This window comes from Pyxidicoccus sp. MSG2, assembly GCF_026626705.1.
Classification (GTDB): Bacteria; Myxococcota; Myxococcia; order Myxococcales; family Myxococcaceae; genus Myxococcus.
The window spans coordinates 51,848-77,309 of record NZ_JAPNKC010000001.1 but is presented as its reverse complement, the minus strand read 5'-3'; the positions used below and the strand labels follow the sequence as shown (position 1 = coordinate 77,309).

The 25,462-nt window shown below is 71.8% G+C and carries 19 protein-coding genes; 10 read left to right on the top strand and 9 right to left on the bottom strand.

Annotation, left to right across the window (positions count from 1 at the left end; all coding sequences use genetic code 11):
* Positions 1–26: 26 nt before the first annotated feature.
* Positions 27–1,583 (bottom strand): DUF4139 domain-containing protein, encoded by a 1,557-nt coding sequence (locus OV427_RS00260; protein ID WP_267854113.1) that lies wholly within the window; start codon positions 1,581–1,583, stop codon positions 27–29.
* On the bottom strand, positions 1,583–3,850 hold the full coding sequence (locus OV427_RS00255; protein ID WP_267854112.1) for a mucoidy inhibitor MuiA family protein: 2,268 nt from the start codon (positions 3,848–3,850) through the stop codon (positions 1,583–1,585). The genes OV427_RS00260 and OV427_RS00255 overlap by 1 nt, the downstream gene beginning before the upstream one ends.
* A gap of 228 nt (positions 3,851–4,078) precedes the next feature.
* On the opposite strand from OV427_RS00255, the gene OV427_RS00250 reads away from it, so the two are divergent.
* Complete coding sequence (locus OV427_RS00250) at positions 4,079–4,501, top strand: hypothetical protein (protein ID WP_267854111.1); 423 nt, start codon at positions 4,079–4,081, stop codon at positions 4,499–4,501.
* Between the two features lies 1 nt (position 4,502).
* Here OV427_RS00250 and OV427_RS00245 read toward each other — a convergent pair whose 3' ends face one another.
* The 3 genes from OV427_RS00245 to OV427_RS00235 all read right to left on the bottom strand — a co-directional run bounded on the left by OV427_RS00245 (position 4,503) and on the right by OV427_RS00235 (position 7,322).
* Positions 4,503–5,051: a M15 family metallopeptidase gene (locus OV427_RS00245; RefSeq protein ID WP_267854110.1), complete on the bottom strand. Its 549-nt coding sequence runs from the start codon at positions 5,049–5,051 to the stop codon at positions 4,503–4,505.
* Positions 5,052–5,137: 86 nt separating this feature from the next.
* Positions 5,138–5,542: an MGMT family protein gene (locus OV427_RS00240; RefSeq protein WP_267854109.1), complete on the bottom strand. Its 405-nt coding sequence runs from the start codon at positions 5,540–5,542 to the stop codon at positions 5,138–5,140.
* 124 nt (positions 5,543–5,666) lie between these two features.
* On the bottom strand, positions 5,667–7,322 hold the full coding sequence (locus OV427_RS00235; protein WP_267854108.1) for a DUF2339 domain-containing protein: 1,656 nt from the start codon (positions 7,320–7,322) through the stop codon (positions 5,667–5,669).
* Between the two features lie 335 nt (positions 7,323–7,657).
* On the opposite strand from OV427_RS00235, the gene OV427_RS00230 reads away from it, so the two are divergent.
* The gene (locus tag OV427_RS00230; RefSeq protein WP_267854107.1) at positions 7,658–9,610 is read left to right on the top strand and encodes a hypothetical protein; all 1,953 of its coding nucleotides are present in this window, start codon (positions 7,658–7,660) and stop codon (positions 9,608–9,610) included.
* 4 nt (positions 9,611–9,614) lie between these two features.
* Here OV427_RS00230 and OV427_RS00225 read toward each other — a convergent pair whose 3' ends face one another.
* Together OV427_RS00225 and OV427_RS00220 are read right to left on the bottom strand one after the other, a co-directional pair.
* Complete coding sequence (locus tag OV427_RS00225) at positions 9,615–10,013, bottom strand: ACT domain-containing protein (protein WP_267854106.1); 399 nt, start codon at positions 10,011–10,013, stop codon at positions 9,615–9,617.
* Positions 10,014–10,030: 17 nt separating this feature from the next.
* On the bottom strand, positions 10,031–10,561 hold the full coding sequence (locus tag OV427_RS00220) for an FHA domain-containing protein (protein ID WP_267854105.1): 531 nt from the start codon (positions 10,559–10,561) through the stop codon (positions 10,031–10,033).
* A 179-nt stretch (positions 10,562–10,740) separates the two neighbouring features.
* Between OV427_RS00220 and greA the strand changes: the two genes are divergently transcribed.
* The 5 genes from greA to thrC all read left to right on the top strand — a co-directional run bounded on the left by greA (position 10,741) and on the right by thrC (position 17,003).
* Positions 10,741–11,259, top strand: coding sequence for a transcription elongation factor GreA (greA, locus tag OV427_RS00215; RefSeq protein ID WP_267854104.1), 519 nt, complete (start codon positions 10,741–10,743; stop codon positions 11,257–11,259).
* Between the two features lie 112 nt (positions 11,260–11,371).
* Complete coding sequence (gene recG, locus OV427_RS00210) at positions 11,372–14,272, top strand: ATP-dependent DNA helicase RecG (protein ID WP_267854103.1); 2,901 nt, start codon at positions 11,372–11,374, stop codon at positions 14,270–14,272.
* A 79-nt stretch (positions 14,273–14,351) separates the two neighbouring features.
* Positions 14,352–14,990: a protein-L-isoaspartate(D-aspartate) O-methyltransferase gene (locus OV427_RS00205; protein WP_267854102.1), complete on the top strand. Its 639-nt coding sequence runs from the start codon at positions 14,352–14,354 to the stop codon at positions 14,988–14,990.
* A gap of 208 nt (positions 14,991–15,198) precedes the next feature.
* Entirely contained in the window at positions 15,199–15,669 is a 471-nt protein-coding gene (locus OV427_RS00200) for a hypothetical protein (protein ID WP_420718237.1), read from the top strand.
* Positions 15,666–17,003 carry a threonine synthase gene (thrC, locus tag OV427_RS00195; RefSeq protein WP_267854100.1) on the top strand — a complete coding sequence of 446 codons (1,338 nt, stop codon included), beginning with the start codon at positions 15,666–15,668 and terminating at the stop codon, positions 17,001–17,003. Before OV427_RS00200 ends, thrC begins: the two co-directional genes overlap by 4 nt.
* A 91-nt stretch (positions 17,004–17,094) precedes the next feature.
* Here the strand turns inward: thrC and ribB are convergent, their stop codons facing one another.
* Positions 17,095–18,246, bottom strand: a complete 1,152-nt coding sequence (gene ribB, locus OV427_RS00190) for a 3,4-dihydroxy-2-butanone-4-phosphate synthase (RefSeq protein WP_324290047.1) — start codon at positions 18,244–18,246, stop codon at positions 17,095–17,097.
* A 200-nt stretch (positions 18,247–18,446) separates the two neighbouring features.
* Between ribB and OV427_RS00185 the strand changes: the two genes are divergently transcribed.
* Genes OV427_RS00185 through OV427_RS00175 form a run of 3 tightly spaced genes read left to right on the top strand, consistent with a single transcriptional unit; the run spans position 18,447 to position 20,199 of the window.
* A complete protein-coding gene (locus OV427_RS00185; protein ID WP_267854098.1) occupies positions 18,447–18,785 on the top strand; it encodes a hypothetical protein in 339 nt (112 codons plus the stop codon).
* On the top strand, positions 18,782–19,438 hold the full coding sequence (tmk, locus tag OV427_RS00180) for a dTMP kinase (protein ID WP_267854097.1): 657 nt from the start codon (positions 18,782–18,784) through the stop codon (positions 19,436–19,438). The genes OV427_RS00185 and tmk overlap by 4 nt, the downstream gene beginning before the upstream one ends.
* 23 nt (positions 19,439–19,461) lie before the next feature.
* Positions 19,462–20,199 carry a competence/damage-inducible protein A gene (locus OV427_RS00175; protein ID WP_267854096.1) on the top strand — a complete coding sequence of 246 codons (738 nt, stop codon included), beginning with the start codon at positions 19,462–19,464 and terminating at the stop codon, positions 20,197–20,199.
* Here OV427_RS00175 and OV427_RS00170 read toward each other — a convergent pair whose 3' ends face one another.
* Positions 20,200–25,275, bottom strand: a complete 5,076-nt coding sequence (locus tag OV427_RS00170; RefSeq protein WP_267854095.1) for a tetratricopeptide repeat protein — start codon at positions 25,273–25,275, stop codon at positions 20,200–20,202.
* Positions 25,276–25,462 lie beyond the last annotated feature (187 nt).

Sequence of the window (25,462 nt, the reverse complement as noted above, 5' to 3'; positions counted from 1 at the left end):
CAAACAGCTGTTGCGCGGTGGAACCATCACAGCCCCGCCACCTTCGACGCACTGGTGACGGTGTACGCCAGCGAAAGCTCCTGCTGCGAGCGGGGAGGGGCCGCCAACTCGAAGCGGACGATGCCGTCCTCGCTGACGCGATTGGGGGCCGGCCGGGTGGCATCCTTGAGCAGCATCACCTCCACCGCCTCCACCTCGGAGACGGGCATGCGCTCCTCCAGGGCCACGGACTCCGGCCGCGCGCCCATGTTGGAGACGTACAGCTTCACCCGCTGCGTGCGCACGCGGCGGCCGGTGAGCCGGCTCGTCTCCACCTCCTCGTCCACCTTGCGTGCCACGCGCAGCGAGTCCTCGCTGCCGAAGCCCAGCTTCACGCGCTCGCCTCGTCCGGTGAAGCGCAGTTGCGCGCGGCCCACGTAGCCGCTGGAGCGCACCAGGTCCACCGGTCCCGCGAGCAGCACCGACGGGCCCGTGTTGTCGAAGCGCGCCACCCGGTGCACCAGCGGGGACTGCTCCGGGCAGGCCAGGAACTCGGACGCCGCGGGCGCGGTGAAGCGGAACAGCGGCACGCGGTGCGGCTCTCCGTCCGGTGGCACGGTGGCCCGGTGCTGCGCCAGCAGCGTCAGCGGCTCGCCGCCGTCGTCCATGCCGGGCAGGCCCTCCTCGCGCTTCGCCGCGCCGCCCTCGCCGGTGGTCTGGATGACCTCCTCGCGCATGGCCACCTCCACCACCTGCTTCTCGCGCTCCGTCTTGTCGCGCAGCCACAGCCAGTCCTCCACCAGTCGCGGTGGCGAGGCGCCCAGCGTGGGGCGCGCCGTGGAGAAGGCCAGCTCCGCGTCCTTCCACTCCTCGTCGGTGCGCTGCCACACCACGGCCTCGCACTCGAGCGTCACCACCTCGCCCTTCTCGGCGCGTTCCAGCGTCGCGCGGTAGGCCGGGCGCCACGCCGCGCAGGGCACCAGGTACGTGAGGGACAGCACCGCGGAGCCGCCGGCGGGGTGGCCCACCTCCAGCTCGGCGTACACGTCCAGCTTCGACTCCGGCCCCTCGGTGCGCGCCAGTGCGCCGCGCGCCTCTTCCAGCCGCTCCCGGCGTTCGATGACGTCGCGGTTCGACGCGCGCAGCGCCGCGTCCGCCGCGTCCAACGCCTGGCGCACGGTGGTGAGCTGCTGGCGCCACACCTCCGGACGGTCCTGACCCCGGCCGGCGTCCTCGGAGATGGCGCGATACACGTCCTCGTGCGCGCTCAGGAGCAGGTTGTGCTTGTGGAGTCGCCGCTCCTCCTCCGCCTGCGCGTGCCGCAGCTCCTGCTCCAGTTCAGCCACGCGCCGGCCCAGCTCCGTGCGGTGCTCGCGCAGCGCTTCCGGGCGATAGGGCTTCACGGCGCGGCGGACGCGCGCCTGGGACACGGTGCCGCCGGCCACCTTCGCCTGGAGCGAGCGGTCCACCGCCAGCGGCGACAGTCCCTCGATGACCAGGCGCTGTGCACCTGCGACGAGAGGCACCTCGCCGCGTCGCTCGACGAGCGCGCGGTCCTCGAGGACGGTGACCTTGACCACGGGCAGGGTAAAGGGGGCGCCCATCATGTCCTCCGGTTCCCCCCGCCGAGCATCTTGCTCGCGGGGATTTTCACGGTCCACGTCGCCTTCAGTGTCTGCGCCTCGCCCGGCTGGAGCACCACGCGCCACGCGCGCTCGCCCTCCACCTGCGTCTCACCGGGCAGCGGCGTGCGCTTCTGCCAGAGCGGCGCCACCTCCGTCTCCTCCACCTTGATGTCCTTCTCCGAGCCCGTGGGCACGGCCGGCACGCGCTCGCACACCTCCACGAGGACGCGGTTGGTCAGCCGGTTGGCCAGCTCCACGGACACGTGGTGCGTCAGCATCGTCGCGCCGCCGAAGATGCCGCCGGTGGCCTCGTCGAAGCGCGTGTTGCGCGCCACCTTGATGGACTCCTCCACGCCCAGGCCCAGTCGCTGCGTCGCGCCGGGGGCCATGGTGGGCAGCGGGGATGTCATCAGGAACTCGTCGCCCAGCGTGACGTCCACCGGCCCGGCCAGCAGCGGGTAGGGCGTCCGGTTCTCCACGCGCACCGTGCGGAAGGCCCGCGTCTCCACCGAGGGCACGCAGACGTACTCGGCGGACAGGCCTACCGGGACGGACAGCACCGGCACCGTGTGCCAGGTCCCGTCGGACGGCACGTCCGACCGCGTCTCCACGTCGAAGCGCGCGTCGAAGTGCGGCGAGGACTGCCGGGGCGGCACGGACCACGCGGGCGGAGGTGCCAGCCAGATATTGGACGCCTCCTGCTCGCTCATGGCGACCAGCGTGGTGACGTCGATGTGCACGTGCACCGCCGCCAGCGCCAGCAGCTCCCGGGTGACGTAGGCGGGACGCGGGCGCAGCCGGCCGCGCGTCCCGGAGTCCTCTGCGGGCGCCAACTCCAGCCGGTCGTAGTCCAGCAGCGTGTCCGACGGCTCCAGCCGCGAGGCCTGCCGCTCCTCCACGGTGTTGCCACCGCCGCCGCCATACCCGCCCAGGAGGTCGCGAGGGGCGCCCTCGGGTGCTTCGCCCGGCGCGTCCATGAAGGCGTCCTCGTCGGCGCTCTCCGCCATGGGGGGCGGGGCTCCCCCTCGCCCGCCCTTCTTCATCTTGGGGGCCATGGGGCGAGAGGGCATCGCGTTGCGTGGGCGGGACATCGGGGGCATGGACCCGGCGGCCGGTGCCGCGGCCGGAGGCGGGGGAGCGAAGGAGCCCGTGGTCGACATGAGGTCGTCCCTGGCCACGGAGCGACGGCGCTCCATCATGGGCGCCTCCTTCGCCATCTCCTCCATCGGAGCGCCGGCGTCCTCCTCGGGCATGGGCTCCTGGAGGAAGACGGGCTGGGCCTGGGGCTTGGGCAGCGGCGGCGGCTCGGCCCTCGCGGGGACGCGCGTGGCGTCGAAGCCCGCGAACAGCTCGTCCAGGCCGGGCGGTGGCTCGCGCCAGCCGGAGCGCGCGGGGGGCGGCTGACGCCGGCCGATGCGCAGCGCCTTCAATTCCGGCACCTCCGCGCGCCGCGCCAGGTCGGCGGTGGAGACCGACAGCTTCACCCCCGTCCAGTCCTCGCCGGTGCGCTGGAGGACGGAGGCGCGCATGCGCAGTGTTCCCTCCTCCAGTGTGCGCGGCAGGCGCAAGTCGTAGGTGGGCACCCAGAGCGCGCCCGGCACTGCGTACTCGAGCGCGAGCTTCGCGGGGTGCTCCACGCCCGGAAGGCCGGCCAGGGTGAGGATGGCGGCGCGGTACACGCGGGCCCGCTGGCCGCGCGCCGTCGACGAGGCTTCCTGGAGGCGCTGCTTGCGCAGCGTCACCTCCGCGTCGGCGTCGCGCTGCTGGCGCTCCAGGTCCAGCTTCTTCGCCAGGAGCGCGGCCAGCTCCGAGTCCACCAGGGACGTGAGCGACAGCAGCGCGGCCACCGGGGCGTCGCGGGGCTGCAGCTCGTCCTTCTTCCGGGAAGGGAAGGTGGGCGTGAGCTTCATCACCGACCGCAGCTCGCGTTGCAGGACGCTCAGGGCCGCCGACACCTCGGTGTGCCGGGCGCGGGCGGCTTCCAGTGCACGCTGCTCGGTGGGGACGTCCACCTCGGCGGGAAGCTGGACGTCGAAGGCGGGACGGATGTCGCGCACGGCGAGCCCCGGTGGCCCCTGCAACACGGTTGCGCGCAGTGAGCCGGAGCGCAGCGACAAGGGCAGGCCATTGATGCGCACCTGCGTGGGGAGTCGGCCACCCTCCGCCTGCACCGTGGCGACGCGTGTACACAGCGCGCCCTCGGCATGGACGGTGACCGCTTCCAGGATGGACGGCACGACGAGCATGAGCCCCCCTCAAGAAGAGGGGCCATACGCTAGTCGAGGTGCAAGCCGGAAATCATGCCTCCCGCGTCGATGGGGACTCGGGGCCACCAGGGCCGGAGCCCGCATGGCGACCGCTGGAAAACCATGGGCACCTCGTTTTTTCGAGGGGGCCGGGGAGGGCAGGGCCTGGAGTTACGCGTGGTTCAGTGTGCCTGGCGCCCGGTATGTGAGTTGCTTCCAACCCGGGTCATGGCCCGCACCTTCGCCTTCCCGCTGCTCGTCGCGCTCGCCCTGGGCGGGTGTGACCTCCCGTCCACGCTGGAGCGCACGCTCGGGGATGGCGAGGACGGACCGCCGGACGAGCGCTCCTGCGAGGGCGTCGTCTGTGGCCCCTGCGCGCCCGCCATCACCGTGCGCGTCAGCGGCGGGCCCGGCAATCCCATGCCCGACGCGGAGCTGTCCGGCATCGACGGGAGCTGCGGCGCGGATGGCACCACGACGGTGTGCTCGACGAACGTCCACGCGCCGGGCGACTACGCCTTCGAGGTCCGCGCCCCCGGCTACCGGCCCGCGTCCGTGGAGGTGACGGTGCCGGAGGTGCTGGTGGTGGGCGCTTGCTGCAACTGCGGCTACGAGGCACGCGTGCTGGATGTCACGCTGGCGCGGCTGTAGCTCAGCTCGCGTCCTGTTTGGCGACGGGCTCCGGGACGGGCGCGGGGCCCACGTCCCGGCCCAGGCAGTCCTGGCCCTCGGAGGGACCCAGGGTGGTGCGCGGGCGGAACTCCCAGTGCCACGGCTCGGACGGCACCGTGCGACGGAAGCCGAATCGGCACGCATGCGACGCGAGCCAGTCGTAGGTGTTCGAGCTGACGTCCCCCACGACGAGGTCCACCGCGAGCCCGCGCTGGTGGTTGGAGCGCCCGGGCCGCGCGGCCTTCGGGCCCAGTCCCTTGCGGTAGCGCTGGTACAGCCAGCGCTGCTCCCGCCGCGAGCGGTAGCCGCTGGTGACCCGCAGCGACACGCCGTCCTCGCGCGCTTCCGTGCTCATGCGGAGGAATGCCTCGGCGGCGGCATGGTGGAGCAGCTCGCCGCCCTTGATGCGGACGAGCTTCGAGCCCTTCGTCTTCGGCCGGCGGCTCTTGGTGGAGCCGGCGGCGAACGACGACGACGCGACGAGGCACACGAGGATGAGGACACCCCAGCGGAGGAACGCGAGCGGCATGTTGGATTCCGGCCCGGTGGCCGGAATCAGATGCTCCCGCTTCTATTCCCCCGTGCAAAGCAGGCGGGGCGGCGAGCGCCCGCTCTTCAGAAGAGACGAAGCTGCGGGTCCGGCGCGCTCCCGGGGCGCTGGGGCAGCGTCTGGAACCCGTGGGCGCGGGCCCATTCCTCGCTCGGGCCCGGCCAGTGGTGCGCGTCCATGCGCACGTGGCCGCGCGCGTCGAAGGCGACGCCCTCCGCCTCCAGCAATTCGCGCTGGCCGTGGCCCGACGTGCTGATGCCGCCGGTGCGGCTGATGATGCGCTGCCACGGCACCTTCGCCGAGCGAGAGCCGAGCGCACCCAGCGCATGGCCCACGATGCGGGCATCACAGCCGTCACCCACGATGGTGGCGATGTCTCCGTACGTGGCCACCTGGCCGTGCGGTACCTGCTCGGAGGCGGTGTAGATGCGCTCGAAGTAGTCGCGCTCGTCGCGTACTGGCGTGGACATGGCGGCCTCCTGGCCCATGAAGGTTTCCCCGGCGAAATGCCGTGTCATGGGTTGGGAGTCAAGAGCCCAACCGGGCGGGTGGGGTGGGCTGTGCCTGGTGAGTCCAATGGTGCGCGCCCGCGCCTCAACCCTTGCGGTCCCTCAGGCGCGTGTACGTGTAGGAAATGACCAGCAACATCACCCCCAGCAGGATGAAGGTGAGCACGCGCTGGTCGGCGGGGAGGTTGGCCAGGTCCACCACCAGCAGGCGCACCAGGGCGAGCCCGAGGAGGGCGAGGGCCGCCCACCGGTACCAGCGCTCGCGCACGGCGAAGCCCAGGGCGAAGAGGCCGAAGGCGGCCACCACCCAGCCCAGCGTGACGAGCCCCTCGGGCATCAGCCCACCCACGAGCCCGAGGAGCGACAGCCCCGCGCCCGCCGCGCAGGCTGCCTGGAGAAGGGCGTCTCCCCGCTGCGCACTCGCAGGAGGCGGGCCCGGCCAGAGCGCGGAGCCGGCGCGCTCGACGATGACGAAGGCGGCGAAGAGGGCCGCGAGCAGCAGCGCCCGTCCGGGCGTGAGCACCTCACACGTGCCCAGCGCGGTGAAGAGGATGAGCACGCCCACCCACCGCAGCACCGGCGAGTCCGTGCCGCGCGCCGCGAGCCCCGTGGCCAGGCCCGTCACCGTCCACGCGGCCACCAGGGTGGCGTCCTGGTACTCGGTGGGCATGGCCAGGGCGAAGGTGATGGCGGTGAGCGCGAGGTACGCGTGGAAGAGGGGGCCGGGGGCCTGCCGCGCGCGCGCCACCGCGGCGCTGCCGGCCTCGGCGAGCGCCAGCACCACGAAGAAGGTGAAGAGGTGGCTCTCGCTCCACCGCGCCACCTCGTATCCGCCGAGCAGCGCCAGCCCCACCCAGTTGAGCAGTGCGAAGGCGAGGCACGCGCGCCGGGACAGCTCGCGTGGGCGGGCCAGCAGCGCCACGGAGAAGAGCACGAAGTAGAGGAGGAGGAAGCCCAGGCTCAGGAGCAGCCGCTCGCGCTCCGGCGCGCCGGGGGCCACGCTGTCGTTGCGCAGCGCCCAGACGACGTGCGTCGAGTACACCGCCACCAGGCTGGACAGCGGCACCACGACCCACCGGTTCCGCACGAGGAAGAAGAGGGCGCCCGACGCGAGCAGCGTGGTGGACAGCAGCGTGAAGGTGGTGATTTCGCTGAGCATCCCCGTGTGCAGCCCGAGGAAGAGCGCGATGCCGGCCACCGTCTCCGACTGCATCCGGTGGGCAATCACCACGATGGCCACGACCAGCAGCGCGAGCAGTACCAGCGCGAGCGCCTGGCTCTCGATGACGCGCACCGAGGGCAGGAAGTGCAGCGCGTACGTGACGAAGTACGCCAGCGCCAGGCCGCCGCCGAAGACGATGCGCCCGAACAACTCATGCCGCCGCGCCAGCCAGAGGCCGAATGCGCCCAGGCCCGCGCTCAGCACGTACCCGGCCACCACGCGGGCCAGCATCCCCAATTCACCGAAGCGGTAGGTGATGAGGTACGCGATGCCGATGATGAGCGCGACGATACCCAGCCGGCTCAGCCAGTAGGTGCCGAGGTGCGCCTCCAAATCGCGCTGTTCCGGAGCCGCGGGCGCGACGGCGCGGGTGGCTTCCGCCGCGACAACGGTAGGCGGCGGCTCGGCCCGGGCGCCGGACGTCTCCAGGCGGGCGAGGCGCGCCTCCAGCGAGGCGACAGTGGACTCCAGCTTGCGGATGGCCTCGCGCAGTTCCTGCTCGTCACCCTCGGCCGACATTCCCTCGTTCCCCTCGCACCCGGACACGGCACCGGCCCTGCCGCCGCGCCAGCGTCGACTGTAGGCATGCCGGCGTGAGCCGGCTACGGCCTCGCACCGCTCTGTCTGGAGGCCTGCTCCGCTGGACGCGGTGCGGCGCACGGGACCCCGGGAATCGAGAGCCCGGGGATCCAGCAGGGAGCGTCACTTGCAATACATCACCGAACCCGGACCCGGGCGGGCCAGGCGCCACGAGTCTGCTCTTGCAGTCGGCAAGGAATGCCATGTCCCGCGACAACAACGACGCAGCAGGTGCGGCCCCCACTCCGCGGCGGAGCACGGACTCTGGAGCCCCCATGTCCCGCGACACCGACCTCGCGGCAGCCGCGGTCCCCGCTTCGCGCGGTGGCCCGGTGTCCACCCGCGCACTGGCGCTCCCACTCGCGCTCCTCTTCGTGGCAGCCCTCGGCTTCGCGGGCTGTGACTCCGACGAGGAGGAGCCCACTCCGGACGACGCGGGCACGTCCTCGGATGGAGGCACTTCGTCGGACGGCGGCGTCACGTGCCCGACCTGCACGGACCCGGAAGTGTGCGGCGACCCGGCTCCGGCCGGAAGCTGCGCGCTGGCGGACGGTGGGCGCGTGTGCAGCGCGGACTGCTGGTGCTGGGAGTACCCGCTGCCGCATGGCTACACGCTGAAGGGCGCGCACTTCCGTGCCGCGAATGACGGCTGGGCCGTGGGCGAGCTGGGCTACGTCCAGCACTGGGATGGAACGCGGTGGACGCGCGTCACGGGTGGAACGGTCGCGGACCTGCATGACATCCACGCGGTCTCCGCCACGGAGGTGTGGGCCGTGGGTGAGAAGGGCACTGTCGTGCGCTCGTCGGGCGGCGCCTTCACGGCGGTGGACGCGGGCACGACGCGGAGTCTGTCCTCCGTGTGGGCCGCCGGGCCGGGCAACGTCTGGGCCGTGGGCGCCGGCGGAACCGTGGTGCACGGCGAGGGCTCCGGCTTCAACACCGTGAGCGCGGGCACGACGCAGGACCTCAATGGCATCTGGGGCAGCGGTGCGAACGACCTCTGGGTGGTGGGGCAGAAGGGCACGCTGCGCCACCATGACGGGGCCGCGTTCTCCGCCGTCGACGCGGGCACGGACCTGCCGCTGTACGAGGTGACGGGCACCGGTCCGAGCGACGTGTGGGCCGTGACGTCCGACGACCCGTGCCTCTTCTGCGACGACTACGGCATCGTCTACCGCGTCTCCACGTCCGGCCTGGAGGAGCGCCTGCGCACCTCGGACCAGTTCTTCCACGTGTTCGCCGCGGCGCCGTCGACGGTGCTCGTCACGGGGGAGACGCGCTATCGCTGGAATGCGGCGACGTGGGAGAAGCTGAGCAACGGCATCAGCGGCCTCATGGCCGGGAGCGGCGCGGACGACGTGTGGCTCTTCGCCTCGGGCAATCGCATGGCGCGGTGGACGGGCTCCACCTGGGCGTCGCAGAACCCCATCACCCTGGGCAGCGTCGTGGATGTGCATGGCAGCGGGCCCCAGGACGTGTGGGCGGTGGACAGCGAGCGCCAGGTGCTGCGGTGGAGCGCCGGTGCCTGGGCCCCCGCCAGCAAGGAGGGGCTGGGCGTCTCGTATGACTACCGGGGTGTCTACGCCGCGTCGCCGTCGGCCGTCTGGGTGGTCACCGCCAACGCATACATCCTTCGGTGGAATGGGACGACGTGGAGCCAGGACCACTTCCAGAGCGACACGGGCCTGACGGCGGTTCACGGCACCTCCGCGTCGGACGTCTGGGCGGTGGGAGAGCACGGCGAAGCACTGCACCGCGACGGCACGGGCTGGACGCTGGTGCCCACGGGCAACACGAAGCCGCTGTATGACGTCTGGGCGGGCAACGCGTCGCTGGCGGTGGCGGTGGGGGCCGAGGGGACCATCCTCCAGTGGAATGGCAGCGCGTGGAGTGCGATGACCTCGGGCACGCTCAAGAGCCTGCGGAGTGTCTGGGGTTCCGGGCCCGCGGACCTCTGGGCGGCGGGTGACGGGGGCACGTTGCTGCACTTCGACGGCACCGCCTGGAGCACGGCGTGCACCGGCACCAGCGCCAACCTGGAGGCGGTGTGGGGCACCTCCGCTAGCGAGGTGTGGGCCGCGGGAGACCAGGGCACGCTGCTGCGCCTGAAGGGCACGAAGTGGGTGCCCGAGCGCACCGGAACCCGCCACGACTACTCCGGGCTCTGGGCGGCCTCCGCCTCGGAGCTGTGGCTGACGGGGGACACGGCGATTCTCCACAAGCGCTGACGCTTCAGCGCGCGAAGGAGTCCAGCAGGGCCATGACATCCGTGGCCCGCGCGGCAGGGATGAACAGGTGGTCGTGATGGTACGCGGCCACCGGGTTCACCCCGATGCCGTGCGCGGCCAGACGCGTGGCGACGGCGGCGATGAAGCCCACCGCGTCCAGGCTGGAGTGCACCGACAGTGTCACCTGGCGGAACGTGCCCGTGTACGGCAGCCCCGCCGCGTCGGCGCGCTCGCGGCGGAGGATGAGCGTCAGGCCCTCGTCCTCGTGGAAGAGGCCCACGGGCGCCAGCGCGCCCAGGTCCGGGGTGGCCGGGTGGGGCAGGGTGCAGAAGACGTACTCCCCGTCCTTGAGCACCGGCCGCATGCGACTGAGCAGCACGTCCAGGTTCGTTTCTCCCGCCATGCGTGCGCCCTCGCGACTCACCCGCTGCGGGAGCCCAGCCCGGTGGCGTCGCCCGAGCGGAGCCGCTCGTGCAGCGTGCCCGTCAGCAGGTACCAGAACTGCACGTTGCCGAAGCTCAGGATGTCGCCGTCACGCAGCACCGCCTCGCGCTTTCCCAGCGTCTGGGCGTTGAGGAAGGTGCCGTTGGTGGAGCCCAGGTCCTGCACCGTGCAGCGCTGCTCGGCCTCGTTCCAGCGCAGCTCCGCGTGCATCTTGGAGACGGACGCGTCGTCGATGAGGAGGTCGCAGTCCATGCGGCGGCCGATGCGCAGCCGGTCCGTGGACTGCAGCGGCGGCAGCGTGGCCACGCGCAGGTGTTCGAATTCGAACAGGAGGGCGAGCATTCCCTGCTGGATGTCCTCGGGCGCGGCCATGCGGGTGGGGGCGAGGACGGCGGCGGACGCGTCGGCGGGTGGGCGCTGGATGAGCGCGAAGGGGCCGAGCTGACGCTGGAAGGCGGGGGTGGTCAGCGCGGCGGCGAGCGCGCGCAGTTCCTGGACGGACAGCACGCGGGCAGACTACCGGGTCGCCCGTCGTACGGACAGCAGAAGCCCCGATTCCATGTACGGCTTTCGTTGACCAGGCTGTGATGGGTTCCCTACATTGGGACTTTCGTGGGGGCCGGGCTCCGTGAGGAGTGCCGGCCCCCTGTGTATTGAACCAGGGAGTGGTGGAAGGAGCCGTTTCGATGAGCAGCGGGAGCGATAACATCCCGATGACCCCGTCCGGACTGCGCAAGCTGAAGGAGGAGCTCAAGCACCTCCAGTCCGTCGAGCGGGGGAAGATCTCGCGCGAAATCGAGGTCGCCCGCGCCCATGGGGACCTGCGCGAGAACGCCGAGTACCACGCGGCCAAGGAGAAGCAGTCGCACATCGAGGGCCGCATCCTGGACCTCAACGACTGGATTGCCCGCGCGGAGGTCATCGACACGAGCAAGCTGGGCGGTGAAAAGGTCGTCTTCGGTGCGACGGTGGACCTGTTGGACACGGAGACCGAGAAGCCGGTGACGTACCGGCTCGTCGGCGAGCTGGAGGCCGACCTGAAGAAGCGGTGGATTGCCGTCACCTCGCCGGTGGCGCGCGCGCTCATCGGCAAGAAGGTGGGCGACATCGCCACGGTGCAGAGCCCCGGCGGCACGAAGGAGCTGGAGATCACGAAGGTTCGCTTCGAGGACCCGGACGAGGGTGTGACGTCCGGCGAGAGCTGATCGCGTTTCCCTTCGGGGAGCTGCCGGGGGAGCGGGCACGGGCTCGCTCCCCCGGTCTCGTTTCCTGGGAGACGTCAGCCCTCTTCCGTAGGATGTGCGACGGAACCCGCGCGTGAACCATCCGCTCGCCAGCCTCGTCGGTCCCCTCCGGTATGCGTGCCAGCGCGACTTCGCGATGCTCGCCACCGTCAAGGGGCTGCGTCCGGTGCTGGAGCGAGCGCTCGCGGGGGCCAGCGGCGTGGATGCCCAGGCCCTGGACCACCTGCGCGCGGCGCTGCCCTACGTGGATGACCCCGCGCCCGAGCGACGCAAGGCCGCGCTGCGCCGCGTGGTGGCCGGACTGAAGCTCAGCGGCGTGGAGCTTCCGGCGGAGCTGGAGGGCGTGGGCGCGGTGGCCCAGCTTCCCGAAGGAGCCGCGCCTGTCCCGCGGACGCTCGTGCGGGAGAGTGTGCTGGCTCCCGTGGAGAAGCACCGCACGCGCCGCCTGCCGGTGGTGGAGGGCGCGGCCGCCGGAGCGACGCCCCCGGGCTATGTCCCTCCGTGGAAGTCCGTCGAGCCCGTGGCCGCGCCTCCCCGGGCGAAGGATGCGCCGGCTCCGGGCTCGCGCGCTGGAGCCCTGCCGGCCGCACCGGACCCGCGCGTCGGAGCCGTGCCGGCCGCCTCGGGACCACGCGCCGGTGCCGCGTCGGCCGTCCCGGGTGCACGCCCCGGAGCCCTGCCCGCCGCCCGAAGCGCGGCCCCGATCCCGGCTGCTGCTCCCACCGGCAAGGGCCCCCGGCAGGCCACGCTCGCCACGGTGCCGGAAGCCGTGCCCGGCGCGAAGACGCGCAAGGAGAAGACGGAGCGAAAGAAGAAGCGCGCGGTGGCGGCCGAGGCCTCACGCGCCGAGGCGAAGCTCCTGTCCATTGCCCCTCGCACGGGGCCGCTGTCCATGCCGCTGAAGACGCTGGACAAGCGGCTGGGCCCGCGGCTCGTTTCGACGCTCAACAAGAAGGGCCTGCGCCGGCTGGGCGACATCCTCTTCCTGCTGCCGCGCTGCTACGAGGACCGCAGGAAGCTGAGCACCATCGCCGAGCTGGAGCCCGGCCAGCGCGGTGTCACCGTGGGCGTCGTGAGGCTCGCGGACTTCGTGCCCGGCCGCGGTGGCAAGCGCATGTTCCGCGCCGTCGTGGGTGACTCCTCGGGAAGCATCGCCGCCACGTACTTCAACGCGGGGCCGTGGCTGAAGAGCCGCTTCACGGTGGGCAAGCGCATCGTCCTCTCCGGCGAGGTGCGCGCCACCATGAGCGGCCGGGAGATGGCCCACCCGGAAATCGAGCCCGCCGAGGACATCGAGTCCTCCTCCGTCCACTTCAACCGCATCGTCCCCATCTACCCGGGCTTCGAGCGCGCCGAGCAGCGCTCCTTCCGGGACCTGGCCGCCAGCGTCGGGGACAAGTACGCGCAGGCGCTGGAGGACCCGCTGCCCGTGGACCTGCGCCGCCGCCTGGAGCTGATGGGCCTGCCGGACGCGCTGCGCTTCATCCACTTCCCGCCCGGCGACGCGGACCTGGAGGCGCTCGACTCGCACCAGAGTGAGGCGCACCGGCGCCTCGCGTTCGACGAGCTGTTCTTCCTCCAGCTCGGCATGGCGCTCAAGCGGCAGGGCATCAAGGCGGAGGAGGGCATCTCCTTCGACGTGTCCCCGACCCGGCTGGACAAGGGCCGCGCCGCGCTCCCGTTCCAGCTCACCGGCGCCCAGGCGAAGGTGGTGCAGGAGCTTGCCCGGGACATGGCGCGCCCGGAGCCGATGAACCGGCTGGTGCAGGGCGACGTGGGAAGCGGCAAGACGGCGGTGGCGATGATTGCCGCCATGGTCGCGCTGCAGGACGGCTACCAGGTGGCCGTCATGGCGCCCACGGAAATCCTGGCCGAGCAACACGAGCGCAGCTTCCGCAAGGTGCTGGAGCCACTGGGCTACAACGTGGGGCTCTTTAGCGCGGCGGGCACGGCGAAGTCCAAGCGCGAGCGGCGTGACGCCGTGGCGCGCGGGGACATCCACCTCGCGGTGGGCACGCACGCGCTCATCCAGCAGGACGTCTCCTTCCAGCGGCTGGGGCTCGCGGTCATCGACGAGCAGCACCGCTTCGGTGTGCTCCAGCGTCACACGCTGATGAGCAAGGGCCCGAAGCCGGACGTGCTGGTGATGACGGCCACGCCCATTCCGCGCACGCTGGCCATGACGCTGTACGGGGACCTGGACCTGTCCGTCATCGACCAGCTCCCGCCGGGGCGCACGCCCATCAGCACCCGCGTCTTCAACGAGAAGCAGCGCACCCGCGTGTACGAGTCGGTGGCCTCCGAGCTGGCGAAGGGCCATCAGGCGTACGTCGTCTATCCGCTGGTGGAGGAGTCCGAGAAGCTCGACCTGGAGGACGCCACGCAGGGTGTGGAGAAGCTGGCGCAGGTGTTCCCCCAGGCCAGGGTCGGCCTGCTGCACGGGCGGATGAAGGGCGAGGAGAAGGACGCCGTCATGGAGGCGTTCCGCGAGAAGCACCTGGACCTCCTCGTCTGCACCACCGTGGTGGAGGTGGGCGTGGACGTGCCCAACGCGTCGGTGATGGTGGTGGAGCACGCCGAGCGCTTCGGCCTGTCCCAGCTCCACCAGCTCCGGGGGCGCGTGGGGCGCGGCGCGGCGGCGAGCTACTGCTATCTGATTGCCGGCGCCGCGCGCTCGTGGGAGTCCACCGAGCGGCTCGGGGTGATGGAGCGCAGCAGCGACGGCTTCGTCATCGCGGAGAAGGACCTGGAGATTCGCGGGCCCGGCGAGTTCCTGGGCACGCGCCAGAGCGGCCTGCCCGAGCTGGCGGTGGCCAACCTGGCGAGGGACGGCGACCTACTGTCCATGGCCCAGGCCGAGGCCCGGCGCATCCTGGAGAAGGACCCGGAGCTGAAGGCCCGGGAGAATCAGGGCCTGGTGAAGGCGCTCGAGGAGCGGTGGGAAGGCCGCCTCGCGCTGGCGCGGGTGGGGTAGCCGGGCCTGGAGCTCGGGCCGGGCCGCACGGGGGCCGTGGGAGCATGCCTGCCTGCCCTCCGGTGACTATTGTCATGGCATGGGCGACTGGGGACGTGCCGAGTACCTGAAGGACCAGGGCATCCAGGATCGGCGTGTGCTGGAGGCGATTGCCCGGCTGGACCGCGCCGACTTCGTCCCGGAGCGTGCGCGCGCCGAGGCCGGTGCGGATGTACCGCTGCCCATCGGCTACGGCCAGACCATCAGCCAGCCGTACGTCGTGGCGCTGATGACGGAGGCCCTCCAGCTCAAGGGGCACGAGCGCGTGCTGGAGATTGGCACCGGCTCCGGTTACCAGACGGCGGTGCTCGCGCTGCTGTGCCGCGAGGTGTACACGGTGGAAATCGTCTCGGAGCTCGCGCGCTCGTCGCGGCGGCTGCTGTGGCGCCTGGGCTTCGAGAACGTGTACTTCCGCAAGGGAGACGGCTCGCTGGGCTGGCCCGAGGCGGCGCCCTTCGACGCCATCCTCGCCACCGCCGCGCCCAGCGAAATCCCCGTTCCCCTGGTCGCCCAGCTCCAGCGCGGCGGACGGCTGGTCATCCCCGTGGGCCCGCTGGGAGGCTCACAGGAGCTGCTGCGCATCCAGCGCGCCCGGCGCGAGGGGGACCTGCCCCTCGTCGAGCGGCTGCTCCCGGTGCGCTTCGTCCCCATGACGGGGCAGGCCTTTCCGCGAGAATGAGAATGTGGCTTGGGTGGGTGGGGACCCGTCGCCTGCCTGCCCGCAAGCCCATCATCGTCTGGAAGTCGCGTTGCTCCCGGGAGCGGCGGCCCGCTAACGTTCGCGCATCATGATCATCTGTCCGGTGTGCGACCACGTTCAACCCGAGGGGACCGAGTGCGACGTCTGTGGCCGGGTCTTCCCGGCGCCCGTTGTCGAAGCGGCGCCCGTGGCCCCCCTGGCGGAGCTGGAGCTGACCCCGCACACGGGCGGCCGTGTCCCGGTGGAAGTCGCCGTGCTGCCCGAGCTGGATGCGACGCGCCTGAGGGCTGGCCCCGACCTGCCGGCCCAGTCGGTGCCGGACCTGGAGCTGACGCGCGCGGGAGCCACCGGCGCCGTGCCCGTGGCGCTGATGGAGGACCTGGACACCGGCCGCGCCCAGGACGACGGCGTACGCACCGCCGCGCCCACGGGCGCCGTCGTGTGCCGCTACTGCCGCAACGTGCAGGCGCAGGGACTGCTCTGCGACCACTGCGGCATGCGGCTGCCCCGGGCGCGCCTGGCGGCCACCGCCGTGGCGGGCGCGAAGGGCTCGGGCGTGGAGGAGGAAGGCTGGGCCGCCTGCTCGACGTGCCACACCCCGGTGCGGCACGGGAAGATCTGCTCGGAGTGTGGGACGCGATCTAGAGTGGAAGCATGATCGTCCCTGATCCGAAGTTCCGGGCCGAGTACGCGTGCAGTGAGGGCTGTGACTTCCGCGCCTCGCTGCTGGACGTGGTGTACCGGTGCCCGCGCTGTGGCGGCCTGCTGGAGGTGTCGCACGACCTGGCGGCCCTGCGCGCCGTGCCCGGGGTGATGTGGAAGCGGCGCTTCGAGTCGCGCTTCGGCTCCGCGCGGCTGCCGGAGGCCTCGGGCGTATGGGGCAAGCGCGAGTGGGCCATTCCGGGGCTTCCCGACGAGGACATCGTGTCCCTGGGCGAGGGGCGCGTGCCGCTCAAGCCGCTGCCGCGCATGGCCTCGGAGCTGGGGCTGGCGGCGCTGGACTTGAAGGAGTGCGGCGTTTCCCCGACGGGGAGCTTCAAGGACTGGGGCATGACGGTCCTGGTCTCCGCCGTGAAGCACATGCGTGCCCGGGGCGTGCCGCTGCGCGCGGTGGCATGCGCGTCCACGGGGGACACGTCCGCGGCGCTGTCCGCCTACTGCGCGGCGGCCGGGATTCCCGCGGTGGTCTTCCTTCCGCGCGACAAGGTGTCGCTCGCGCAACTCGTGCAGCCGATTGCCAATGGCGCGCGCGTGCTGTCGCTGGACACGGACTTCGACGGCTGCATGAAGCTGGTGCAGGCGGTGACGGCGGACACGGGGCTGTACCTGGCCAACTCGATGAACTCGCTGCGCATCGAGGGCCAGAAGATGGTCGCCGTGGAGCTGTGTCAGGACCTGGGCTGGGAGCCGCCCGACTGGGTGGTGATTCCCGGAGGCAACCTGGGCAACGCCAGCGCGCTGGGCAAGGGCTTCGAGCTGATGCTGGAGCTGGGGCTCATCACGAAGCGGCCGCGCATCGCCGTGGCGCAGGCTCAGCGGGCCAACCCGCTGGCCCGCTCCTTCCGCGGCGGCTTCAAGGAACTGGTGCCGATGCAGGCGGAGAAGACGCTGGCGTCCGCCATCCAGATTGGCAACCCGGTGTCCTTCAAGCGCGCGGTGCGAGTCCTCAAGGCCTTTGACGGCGTGGTGGAGGAAGCCACGGAGTCCGAGCTGTCCAACGCCGCGGCCCGGGCGGACCGCGAGGGCACCTTCACGTGTCCGCAGACGGGCGTGGCGCTGGCGGCGGTGGAGAAGCTGGTGGCCCAGGGGGTCATCGCGAAGGACTCGCGCGTGGCGGTGGTGGCCACCGCGCACGGGCTGAAGTTCGCGGACTTCAAGGTGGGCTACCACCGGAGTGCGCTCGCGGACGTGACGAGCCGCTACGCGAATCCTCCGGTGGAGCTGCCGGCGAATCTGGATGCCGTGCGGGGCGCGCTGGCCGACCTGGGCTGATTCAGGGCCCAAGCTCGGAGGCAGCCCCAGCCGCTGGCGCCTTCCAGGCGCGCAGTACGTCCGGGGCCCAGGAGCCGGGCCCCGGTGCGCGTCAGTCCGCGAGCAGCGGCACGCGCTTGTCGATGGTGAGGCCGAAGCCCGCGAGGCCGCGGTAGGTGATGTCCGTGTTGGTCATCACCTGGAGCGAGCGCACGCCCAGGTCGTTGAGGATCTGGCAGCCCATGCCCAAATCTCGCGAGTCCTGCGGGCCGCGCGTCGGGCCGCTGCTGCCGTCGGTGTTGCGCTTGTGGTGGATGCCGAAGTCGTCACCGTGCATGCCGGGCAGGTACACGAGCACGCCGTTGCCCTCGCGGGAGATGCGCGCGAGCGCTTGGTCCAGCAGCACGTTGCAGCTGCAGGTCGGGGAACCGAACACGTCGCCCATTGCGCACGCGGCATGCAGCCGCACCAGGGTGCTGGGCCGGGCCGCGGGGTCGCCCTTCACGAGCACCAGCGACTTCGCGCCGTCCGGCAGCCAGGTGTACGTGAGCGCGGTGAACTCACCGTAGCGGGTGGTGACGGTGTGCTGGCCGGGCTCGCGGCGCACCAGCCGGTCCTTGCGGCGGCGGTACTCGATGAGGTCGGCGATGGTGATGACCGCCAGCTTGTGCTCGCGGGCGAAGGCCATCAGGTCCGGCATCCGCATCATGGTGCCGTCGTCCTTCACCAGCTCGCAGAGGATGCCGGACGCCTCCAGGCCGGCGAGGCGGGACAGGTCCACCGTGGCCTCGGTGTGGCCGGCGCGGCGCAGGACGCCGCCCTCGCGGTAGCGCAGCGGGAAGATGTGGCCGGGGCGCAGGAAGTCGTCCGCCTTGCTGTTGGGGTCCACCAGCGCGCGGATGGTCTTCGCGCGGTCCGCCGCGGACACGCCGGTGGAGGTGCCGTGGCGGAAGTCCACGGAGACGGTGAATGCGGTGCGGTGGGACTCGGTGTTGTCCGCCACCATCTGCGGCAGGCGGAGCGCGTCCAGGCGCTCGGCGAGCATGGGCTGGCAGACGATGCCGCTGGTGTGGCGGACCATGAAGGCGAGGTGCTCGGGCGTCACCTTCTCCGCCGCCATGATGAGGTCACCCTCGTTCTCACGGTCCTCGTCGTCCGCGACGATGACGAACTTGCCGTCGCGGATGTCGCGAATGGCGTCCTCGATGGAGGAGAGCTGGGAGTCGTGACTCATGGAGGTGTCGGTCCGCCGGGAGGGCTGCATGCCCTGGCGCATGTAGCGCGCACGCTCCGGGCTCGCAAGGCAACCTGTTGGACGCTGTGCGTTCCGGTGATGGGGCGGATGAGCCGGGCAGGGCTCTCTCTCTGGCAGGCGGAGGGGCCGTTGGAGGGCCGACGGTCGGTCGCTGGCCGGGGTGGCGACTCGACGGGTGGGGCACGCTGAGGTAGGGTCCGCGGTTCGTGATGAGCGCCGATACCCAGGATTTGAGGACGCAGCTCGACCAGCTTCAAGAGAGCCTGTCCGTCCGCCAGAGCACCACGCACTTCGCCCATACGGGCGTCTCCACCATCGCCGCCCTGTTGATTGGCGGCGCGGCGGGCAAGCTCTTCTATGACTCCCTCCGCACGCCGATGCTGGCGTGGGGCGCGACGCTGCTGACGCTGGCGCTGCTGGTGTACGCCTTCCGCCACTACCGCACGGGCCGCAAGGTGCTGGTGGAGGAGCTGAAGGGCTACGAGACGATGATGGAGCTGCGTCGCCAGCTGCGGCTGGACGACCCCGCGGCGCTGCTGCCCCGGTGAGCGCCGCGCGCAAGGCCGTCCGCAAGGGGCGGTTCATCGTCCTGGAGGGACTCGACGGCGCCGGCACCACCACGCAGGTGGAGCGGCTGGCGGCGGTGCTGCGCGCGGAGGGGCACGCGGTGCTCACCACGCGCGAGCCCTCCGACGGGCCCGTGGGCACCATGATTCGCCAGGCCCTCACGGGGCGGTTGGGCCTGCCCGGTGGGGCGGGGCCGCTGACGCCGGAGACGCTGGCGCTGCTGTTCGCGGCGGACCGGACGGACCACCTCGCGGCGCGGGTGCTGCCGGCGCTGGCCGAGGGCAAGGTCGTCCTGTGTGACCGCTACGTGCTGTCGTCGCTCGCGTACCAGGGGGCGACGTTGCCCATGGAGTGGGTGGACGCGGTGAATGCGTGCGCGGTGTCTCCGGACCTGACGCTGTTCGTCGGCGTGAAGCCCGAGGTGGCGGCCCGCCGGCGCGCGGCCCGTGGCGGGGCACCGGAGCTGTTCGAGGCGGACGAGGCCCAGCGGCGCATCGCGAAGCAGTACGTCGCGGCCATCAAGCTGCTCGAGAAGCGCGAGCGCATCGTCCACATCGACGGCGAGCAGGGCATCGAGGCGGTGACGGAGGCCTCGCTGAAGGAGATTCGCAAGCTGCTCGGCCGGAAGCGCTGAGCCGGGCTAGAGTCCGGCCTCGCATGGAGCGCACCGGCGCAGCGGCGGTCATCATCGGAAACGAGGTCCTGACCGCGAAGGTCACGGACCTGAACGGGCCCCACCTCATCAAGCGGCTGCGCGAGGTGGGCATTCCGCTGCACTCGGTGGAAATCGTCCTCGATGACGTGGACGCCATCGTGAGCGCTGTGGCGAGGGCCCGCCAGAAGGCGCGCCACGTCTTCACCAGCGGCGGCATCGGTCCCACGCACGACGACGTCACGGTGCGCGCGGTGGCGCTGGCCATGGGCAAGCCGGTGGTCCGGCTGCCGGAGATGGTGGAGCTCATCACCGCGCGGGCGCCCGGCGGCCAGGTGACGCCCGAGGGCATGCGGCTGGCGGACGCCCCCGAGGGCGCCGTGCTGCTGCCCCAGGCGGGCACCTGGTACCCGGTGCTGACGGTGGAGGACGTGTACCTGCTGCCCGGAGTACCGCAGCTCTTCCGGATGCAGCTGGAGACGGTGCTCGGGCGCCTGAGCGGGACGCCGGTGGTGCTGAACAGCCTCTACCTGCGCCTGGGTGAGAGCGAGATTGCCGCGGTGCTGGACCGCGTGGCGCTGGACATGCCGCACGTGGCCATCGGCTCGTATCCAGAGTTCGACCCGGGCAAGGACTACCGGGTGAAGGTGACGGTGGAGTCCCTCGAGCGCGGCCCCGTGGACGACGCGCTGGAGCGCATCGTCAAGGGCCTGCCCGAGGGTGCGGTGTTGCGGCGGGAGTAGCTACAGCGACAGCCCCAGCCGCTGGCGCAGCCGGAAGAAGTCATCGGTGAAGGACCAGGCCAGCAGGGTGCGCAGCCGCTCGCCCTCGCGGATGGCCTGGAGCACGGGCTCCGGGCTGTCCAGGCGCGCGCCGGCGAAGTTCGGGTCCTCGCGCAGCACCATGCTCAGGCCCACGGACACGTCGCCGCAGATGAGGTGGCCCGCCCGGTCCGCCGAGTAGTCCAGCGCGTCCAGCCACATCGGCAGGTCCACCTTCTGGAGCTCGCCCACCGCCATCGCCGGAATCTCCAGCGCCTTGAGCGCCTTGCGCGAATACGCCTTGCGCAGCTGCTTCACCGACTCGTCGTTGCGCCGGCCCAGCGTGGTGAACTGCGGCGCGTGGATGCGGATGGAGTTGCCGAACAGGTCCGCCGTCTCGCCCTGCGACAGCTTCTCCAGCACCGCCGTCTTGTTCAGCAGGCCCAGCGCCGCGCGCCCCAGCAGGAACTTCTGCTCACGTGCGTTGAAGCGGCGCACCACGTCCTGGCCGATGCACACCGCCAGCGGCTCCGTCGTCTCCAGCACCGTCAGCCCGCGCCGCGCCTGGTACGCCTCGAACTCCTCCACGCCGAAGATCTGCGCCACCGTGCGCATGGCCTTGAACACCGCGGAGTCCGGCTTCAGCTTGTCGGCCTTGGGGTTGACGCCGACGATGTCGAAGCTCGGCGGGTAGACCTTCTCCAACTGGTCTCCCACCGCGCGCAGCACCTCCAGCATGGGCCCGCGCGCCGCCGGGTGCATCAGCACCGCGTCCACGTCCGCGGAGCCCAGCGCCTCGCGCGCCTCCGTCGCCAGCCGGGTGCGGGCCTCCGTGTAGAAGGCCATCTCCACCTCGTTCGTCGAGCGCATGAACTGCAACACCGACGCCGCGCAGAACGCCTTGTCGAGCTGCTTCATGCCCTCCCACAGCTTGAACAGCGCGTGCACGCTGTCCACCCGCGTCGGGTCCTGGCGGAGGATCTGCCGGTGCTCCTCGATCGCCATGGGCACGGACGTGGTGTCGCGTGCGTACAGCTCCGCGAGCGCCGCCCGCGCCGTCAGGTTGGTGCCGTCCGAGTCCACCACCTGCCGGTACAGCGCCGTGGCACGGGCCGGCTCGGACAGCGGGCCCGAGTAGAGGTCCGCCACCCGCATCCGCATCGTCGCCGCGCGCTTCGGGTCCACCGCCATCTGCGCCTGGGCCTGCGCATCCAGCATCTGCGCCAGCTCCGGCAGGTTGCGCGCGCGCTCGTAGAGCACCACCAGCCGCTCCACCAGCGCCGGGTTGCCCGGCGTCAGTTCGAGCGCGCGACGGTAGAGCGGGGTGGCCGCCGCCGCGTCGCCCAGGCCCTCGTCGTAGGTGCGTGCCAGCTCCAGCGTGAAGCGCGCCCGCACGTCCACGGACAGCTCCTGCTGCAACAGCTTGTGCAGGCAGTCCACCGCGCCCGCCCAGTTGCGGCCCTGCGCGTGCAGCGCGGCCAGCCGCTCCAGCGCCTCCAGGTTGCGGGGCATGGTGGCCAGCACCGTTTGGAGATGAGCCGCCGCGCGGCCCGGGTCGTTCAAATGCGTCGCGTACAGGGTGCCCAGCGTCAGGTGGAGCTGCGCCATGGCCCGCGGGTCTCCGCCCTGCTGCACGCGCTGGCTCAGCATGGCCGCGGCCTCGGGGTACTGCTGTGCCTCCAGCAGCAGCGTGCCTCGCAGCTCCAGCGCCTCGGGGAAGCCCGGCTGTGCGGCCAGCGCTTTTTCCAGATGAGCCAGTGCGCGGGGCCTGTCATTCAGCGCCGTGTGGTACAGCCGCGCCGCGCCGACGAAGGCCGTGGCCGCCGCCGCGCCGTCCTTCAGCGCCAGCTTCGCCTCGGCACGCCGCTCCTGCAGCGCCGCCAGGTCCGCCGAGCCGCCACGCTGCGCGAGCAATTCTTCCAAGCCCGCCTGCGCGGCCGGGTGCAGCGGGTCCTTCTCCAGCGCCTGCCGGTACAGCGCCGTCGCCCCGTCCGAGTCCCCCAGCTTGCCCGCGGCCAGCCTCGCCGCTGCGAGGAGGGCTTCGATGGCGCCGCGTGGGTCCCGGCTCACGCGGGCCTCGGCCTCCAGGGCGGTCCGTGCCCCGGAGAAATCCCCGCGCTTGAGCGCCACGCGCCGCGCCCCTTGCAGCGCGGGCAGGCACGTCGGCTGCAACTCCAGCGCCTGGCGGTAGAGGGCCGTCGCGCGCTCCACGTCGTTGAAGCGCGCGTCCGCCAGCTCGGCGGTGCGCAGCAGCATCTCCAGCGCCTCGTCGGCGTCCTGCGCCGCCGCCAGCCGCATGGTGTAGAGGCGCGCGAGGCCCGCGGCATCACCCGCCTGGCGCAGCCCGCGCTCCAGCACGAAGGCGAGCCGCGCGTCGCCCGGGTCCGCCTCGAAGGCGCGCTTGTACGCCTCCAGCGTCCCCTCGGCGGGCGTCTTGTCCAGGTCGAGCGCGGCGGACAGGCGCAGCGCGGTGGCCAGGCGCGGGTCATTCACGCGCTCGGCGATGCGCTGGCGCAGCTCGGCGCGGCGGGGGCGGTCGGAGGCGCGGATGCGCTCCAGCAGCGTGAGTGCGGTGAGGTTGCCGGGGTCCAGCCCAAGCACGGCCTCGCTGCACTGGGCCGCGCGCGACGGCTCCTGGAAGCGGTCCAGGTACAGCCGCGCCAGCTTCAGGTACGCCGTCACCTTGGCCGAGGGCGTACCGCCCACCTGCGTCTCGCGGTCCAGGATGGACACCAACTCCTTCACGTTGTCCTGGGCCAGGTACAGCCGCTCCAGCGCGCGCAGCGTGGCGGCGTGGCCGGGCGTCAGGCGCAGCACCTCCTGGTACGTGTCGATGGCGAGCTGCGGCCGCTGGAGCTGGTCCTCCCAGATGGTCGCCGCCTGGTAGAGCGCGTTGGCGCGCTCCATCGGGTCCGTGCGGTTGGCGGCCTCGGCGCGCAGCACCTCGACCAGGCTCTCCCACGCACCGGCGGAGCGGTAGATGCGGGCCAGCGCGCGCAGCGCGGGGAAGTAGCTGGGGGCCAGCATCAGCGCTTCGTTGAACGAGGCGATGGCCTCGCTCTCCATCTGCAGCTTCTGCTCGTACAGCTCGCCAATCTTGTAGATGAGCGCCGCGGCCTGCTCGGTGGAGGGAGAGGCCTCCGACTCCGCCCGGTACATGTCGATGAGCTTCGCCCAGCGGCCGTCCTGCGCGTACAGCCGGCCCAGCGCCTTGAGCGCGGGCAGGTACGACGGCGACAGCGCCAGCACGCGCTCGTAGGCGGAGATGGCGCCCGCGCGGTCCTTCAGGTGCTCGTCGAGGATCTCCGCGTTGCGGTGCAGCAGAGACAGCACCTGCTTGGTGTCACCGGCGAGCGACGCCTCCAGGTCGTTCGTCTCCAGCAGCTCGCGGAAGCGCGAGGCCCGCTCGTACAGTCGCGCCAGGTTGCGGATGGTGGGCAGGTGGTCCGACGCCAGGTCGAGGATGCGCTTCATGCACTCGATGGCGTGGTCCAAATCACCCAGGCGGTCCTCGTACACCACCGCCATCTTGTTCAGCGTGGTGATGAGCTGGTCGCGGTCCGACGTCTGGAGCAGGTCCTGCTCGTACATGGCCACCAGCTCCGCGAAGCGGCCCTGGCGCTCGTAGAGGCGGGTGAGGGCCTTCTGCGCGGGGAGGTAGCCGGGCTGGAGCTGGAGGCAGGTGTTGTAGCGGGTGATGGCGTCTTCCTGACGGCCCAACCGCTCTTCCAGGATCTCCGCCGCCTTGTACATGCGGGCGGCCTTCTGCTTCGCGTCCTCGGCGGCGGCCACCTCCGCGTCGAACACGGAGACCAGCCCCTCCCAGTTCTGCATGCGGTAGTAGAGCTTGCCCAGGCCCGCGAGCGCCGCCGCATGGCCGGGGATGCGCGCGACAATCGCCTGGTAGCGCGCGGCCGCGTCCGCCTCGCGCTTGAGCGTCTCCTCGTAGAGCGCGGCCAGCCGGAGGTTGGTGGCCACCAGCTCGCTCTCGTCGTTGAGCGAGCCCACGCGCGCCAGCAGCACGTCCGCCAGCTCCTCGAAGCGGCCCTGCGTCTCGTAGATGCCGGCCAGCTCGCTCAGCACCAGCGGCTCGTTGGGCGCCACGCTGCGCGCGTCCAGCAGCGCCGCCAGCGCCTCGCCCTTGCGGTCCGCGCGCTCACACACCTTGGCGATCTGCAGATACGCGGGCGCTGCCTGCGGGCCCAGGGCGGCGGCCTCGGCGGCCAGCACCTCGAGCAATTCGTCCGTCTTGCCCTCGCGCTCGGACAGCCGCTTCATCGCCGCCAGCAATTGCAGGTCCGTGCGGTCCAGGGCGAAGGCCTGGCGGAAGAGGACGGCGGCCGGGTCTCTCTGCTTCAGCCGCTCCTCCATCAGCAGGCCCGCGGCGGTGAGGTAGTGCGCGCGCAGCGACGGTTGCTGCACGGCGGCGGAGAGCAGCCGGTACACCTCCACCAGCGCGTGCGAGTCGTTGCGCGCGGCGTAGACGGACTCGAGCTGCGTGAGGACGACGACGTCCGTGGGCCGGCGCTCCAGGCACAGCTTGAGGCAGGCGGTGGACTCCTCGTCGCGGGACAGGCGCTCCTGGAGGACGATGCCCTTCTCGAAGAGCAGCGCGGCCTGATGGCGCACGTCCCCGGTGGCGGCCAGCTCGGCGTCCAGCAGTTGCAGGACCATCTGCCAGTTGCCCACGTCCGCGAAGAGGCGGCGCGCGGCGCGGATGTTGACGAGGTACCGGGGCGCCAGCTTGTACGCGCTCTGGAAGGCCACCGCGGCGTTGCGCGGATTCTTCAGCGGCTCCTCCCAGAGGAGGCCCACCTCGTGGAAGAGGAGGGCGGCGGCCTGCGGCTCGGTGGTGCTCAGGGCCTTCGCCTCGCGCTCCAGCGAGGCGATGCGCTCGCGGGCCTCATCCTCGGCGCTGGTGTTGGGAGGCGCGGGAAGCTGGCTGGCGGCCTGGGCAAGCGTCTCGGTGGCCGTTGCCGCGGGCGTCGCGGACGCTCCAGACATGGGCGGAGAGGCCACGGGGACAGCGGGCCGCGGGACGTCGTTGCGCTCACTCATGAAAGCCGGCTCCGAATGGCCAATGCGGGAGAGGGGCGACTTGGCCGGCTGCGGTCGTAACACGCGCTCGGCCGGTCTCTCAACTTCCCGACTTTCCTGACGATTTGGGTGCCAGGACCCCCAGGAGGCGGGCAGGCGGCCCTGGCCGGGGAGGGCGCCTGCGGGCGGGTGCTAGCATGCGCCTGCT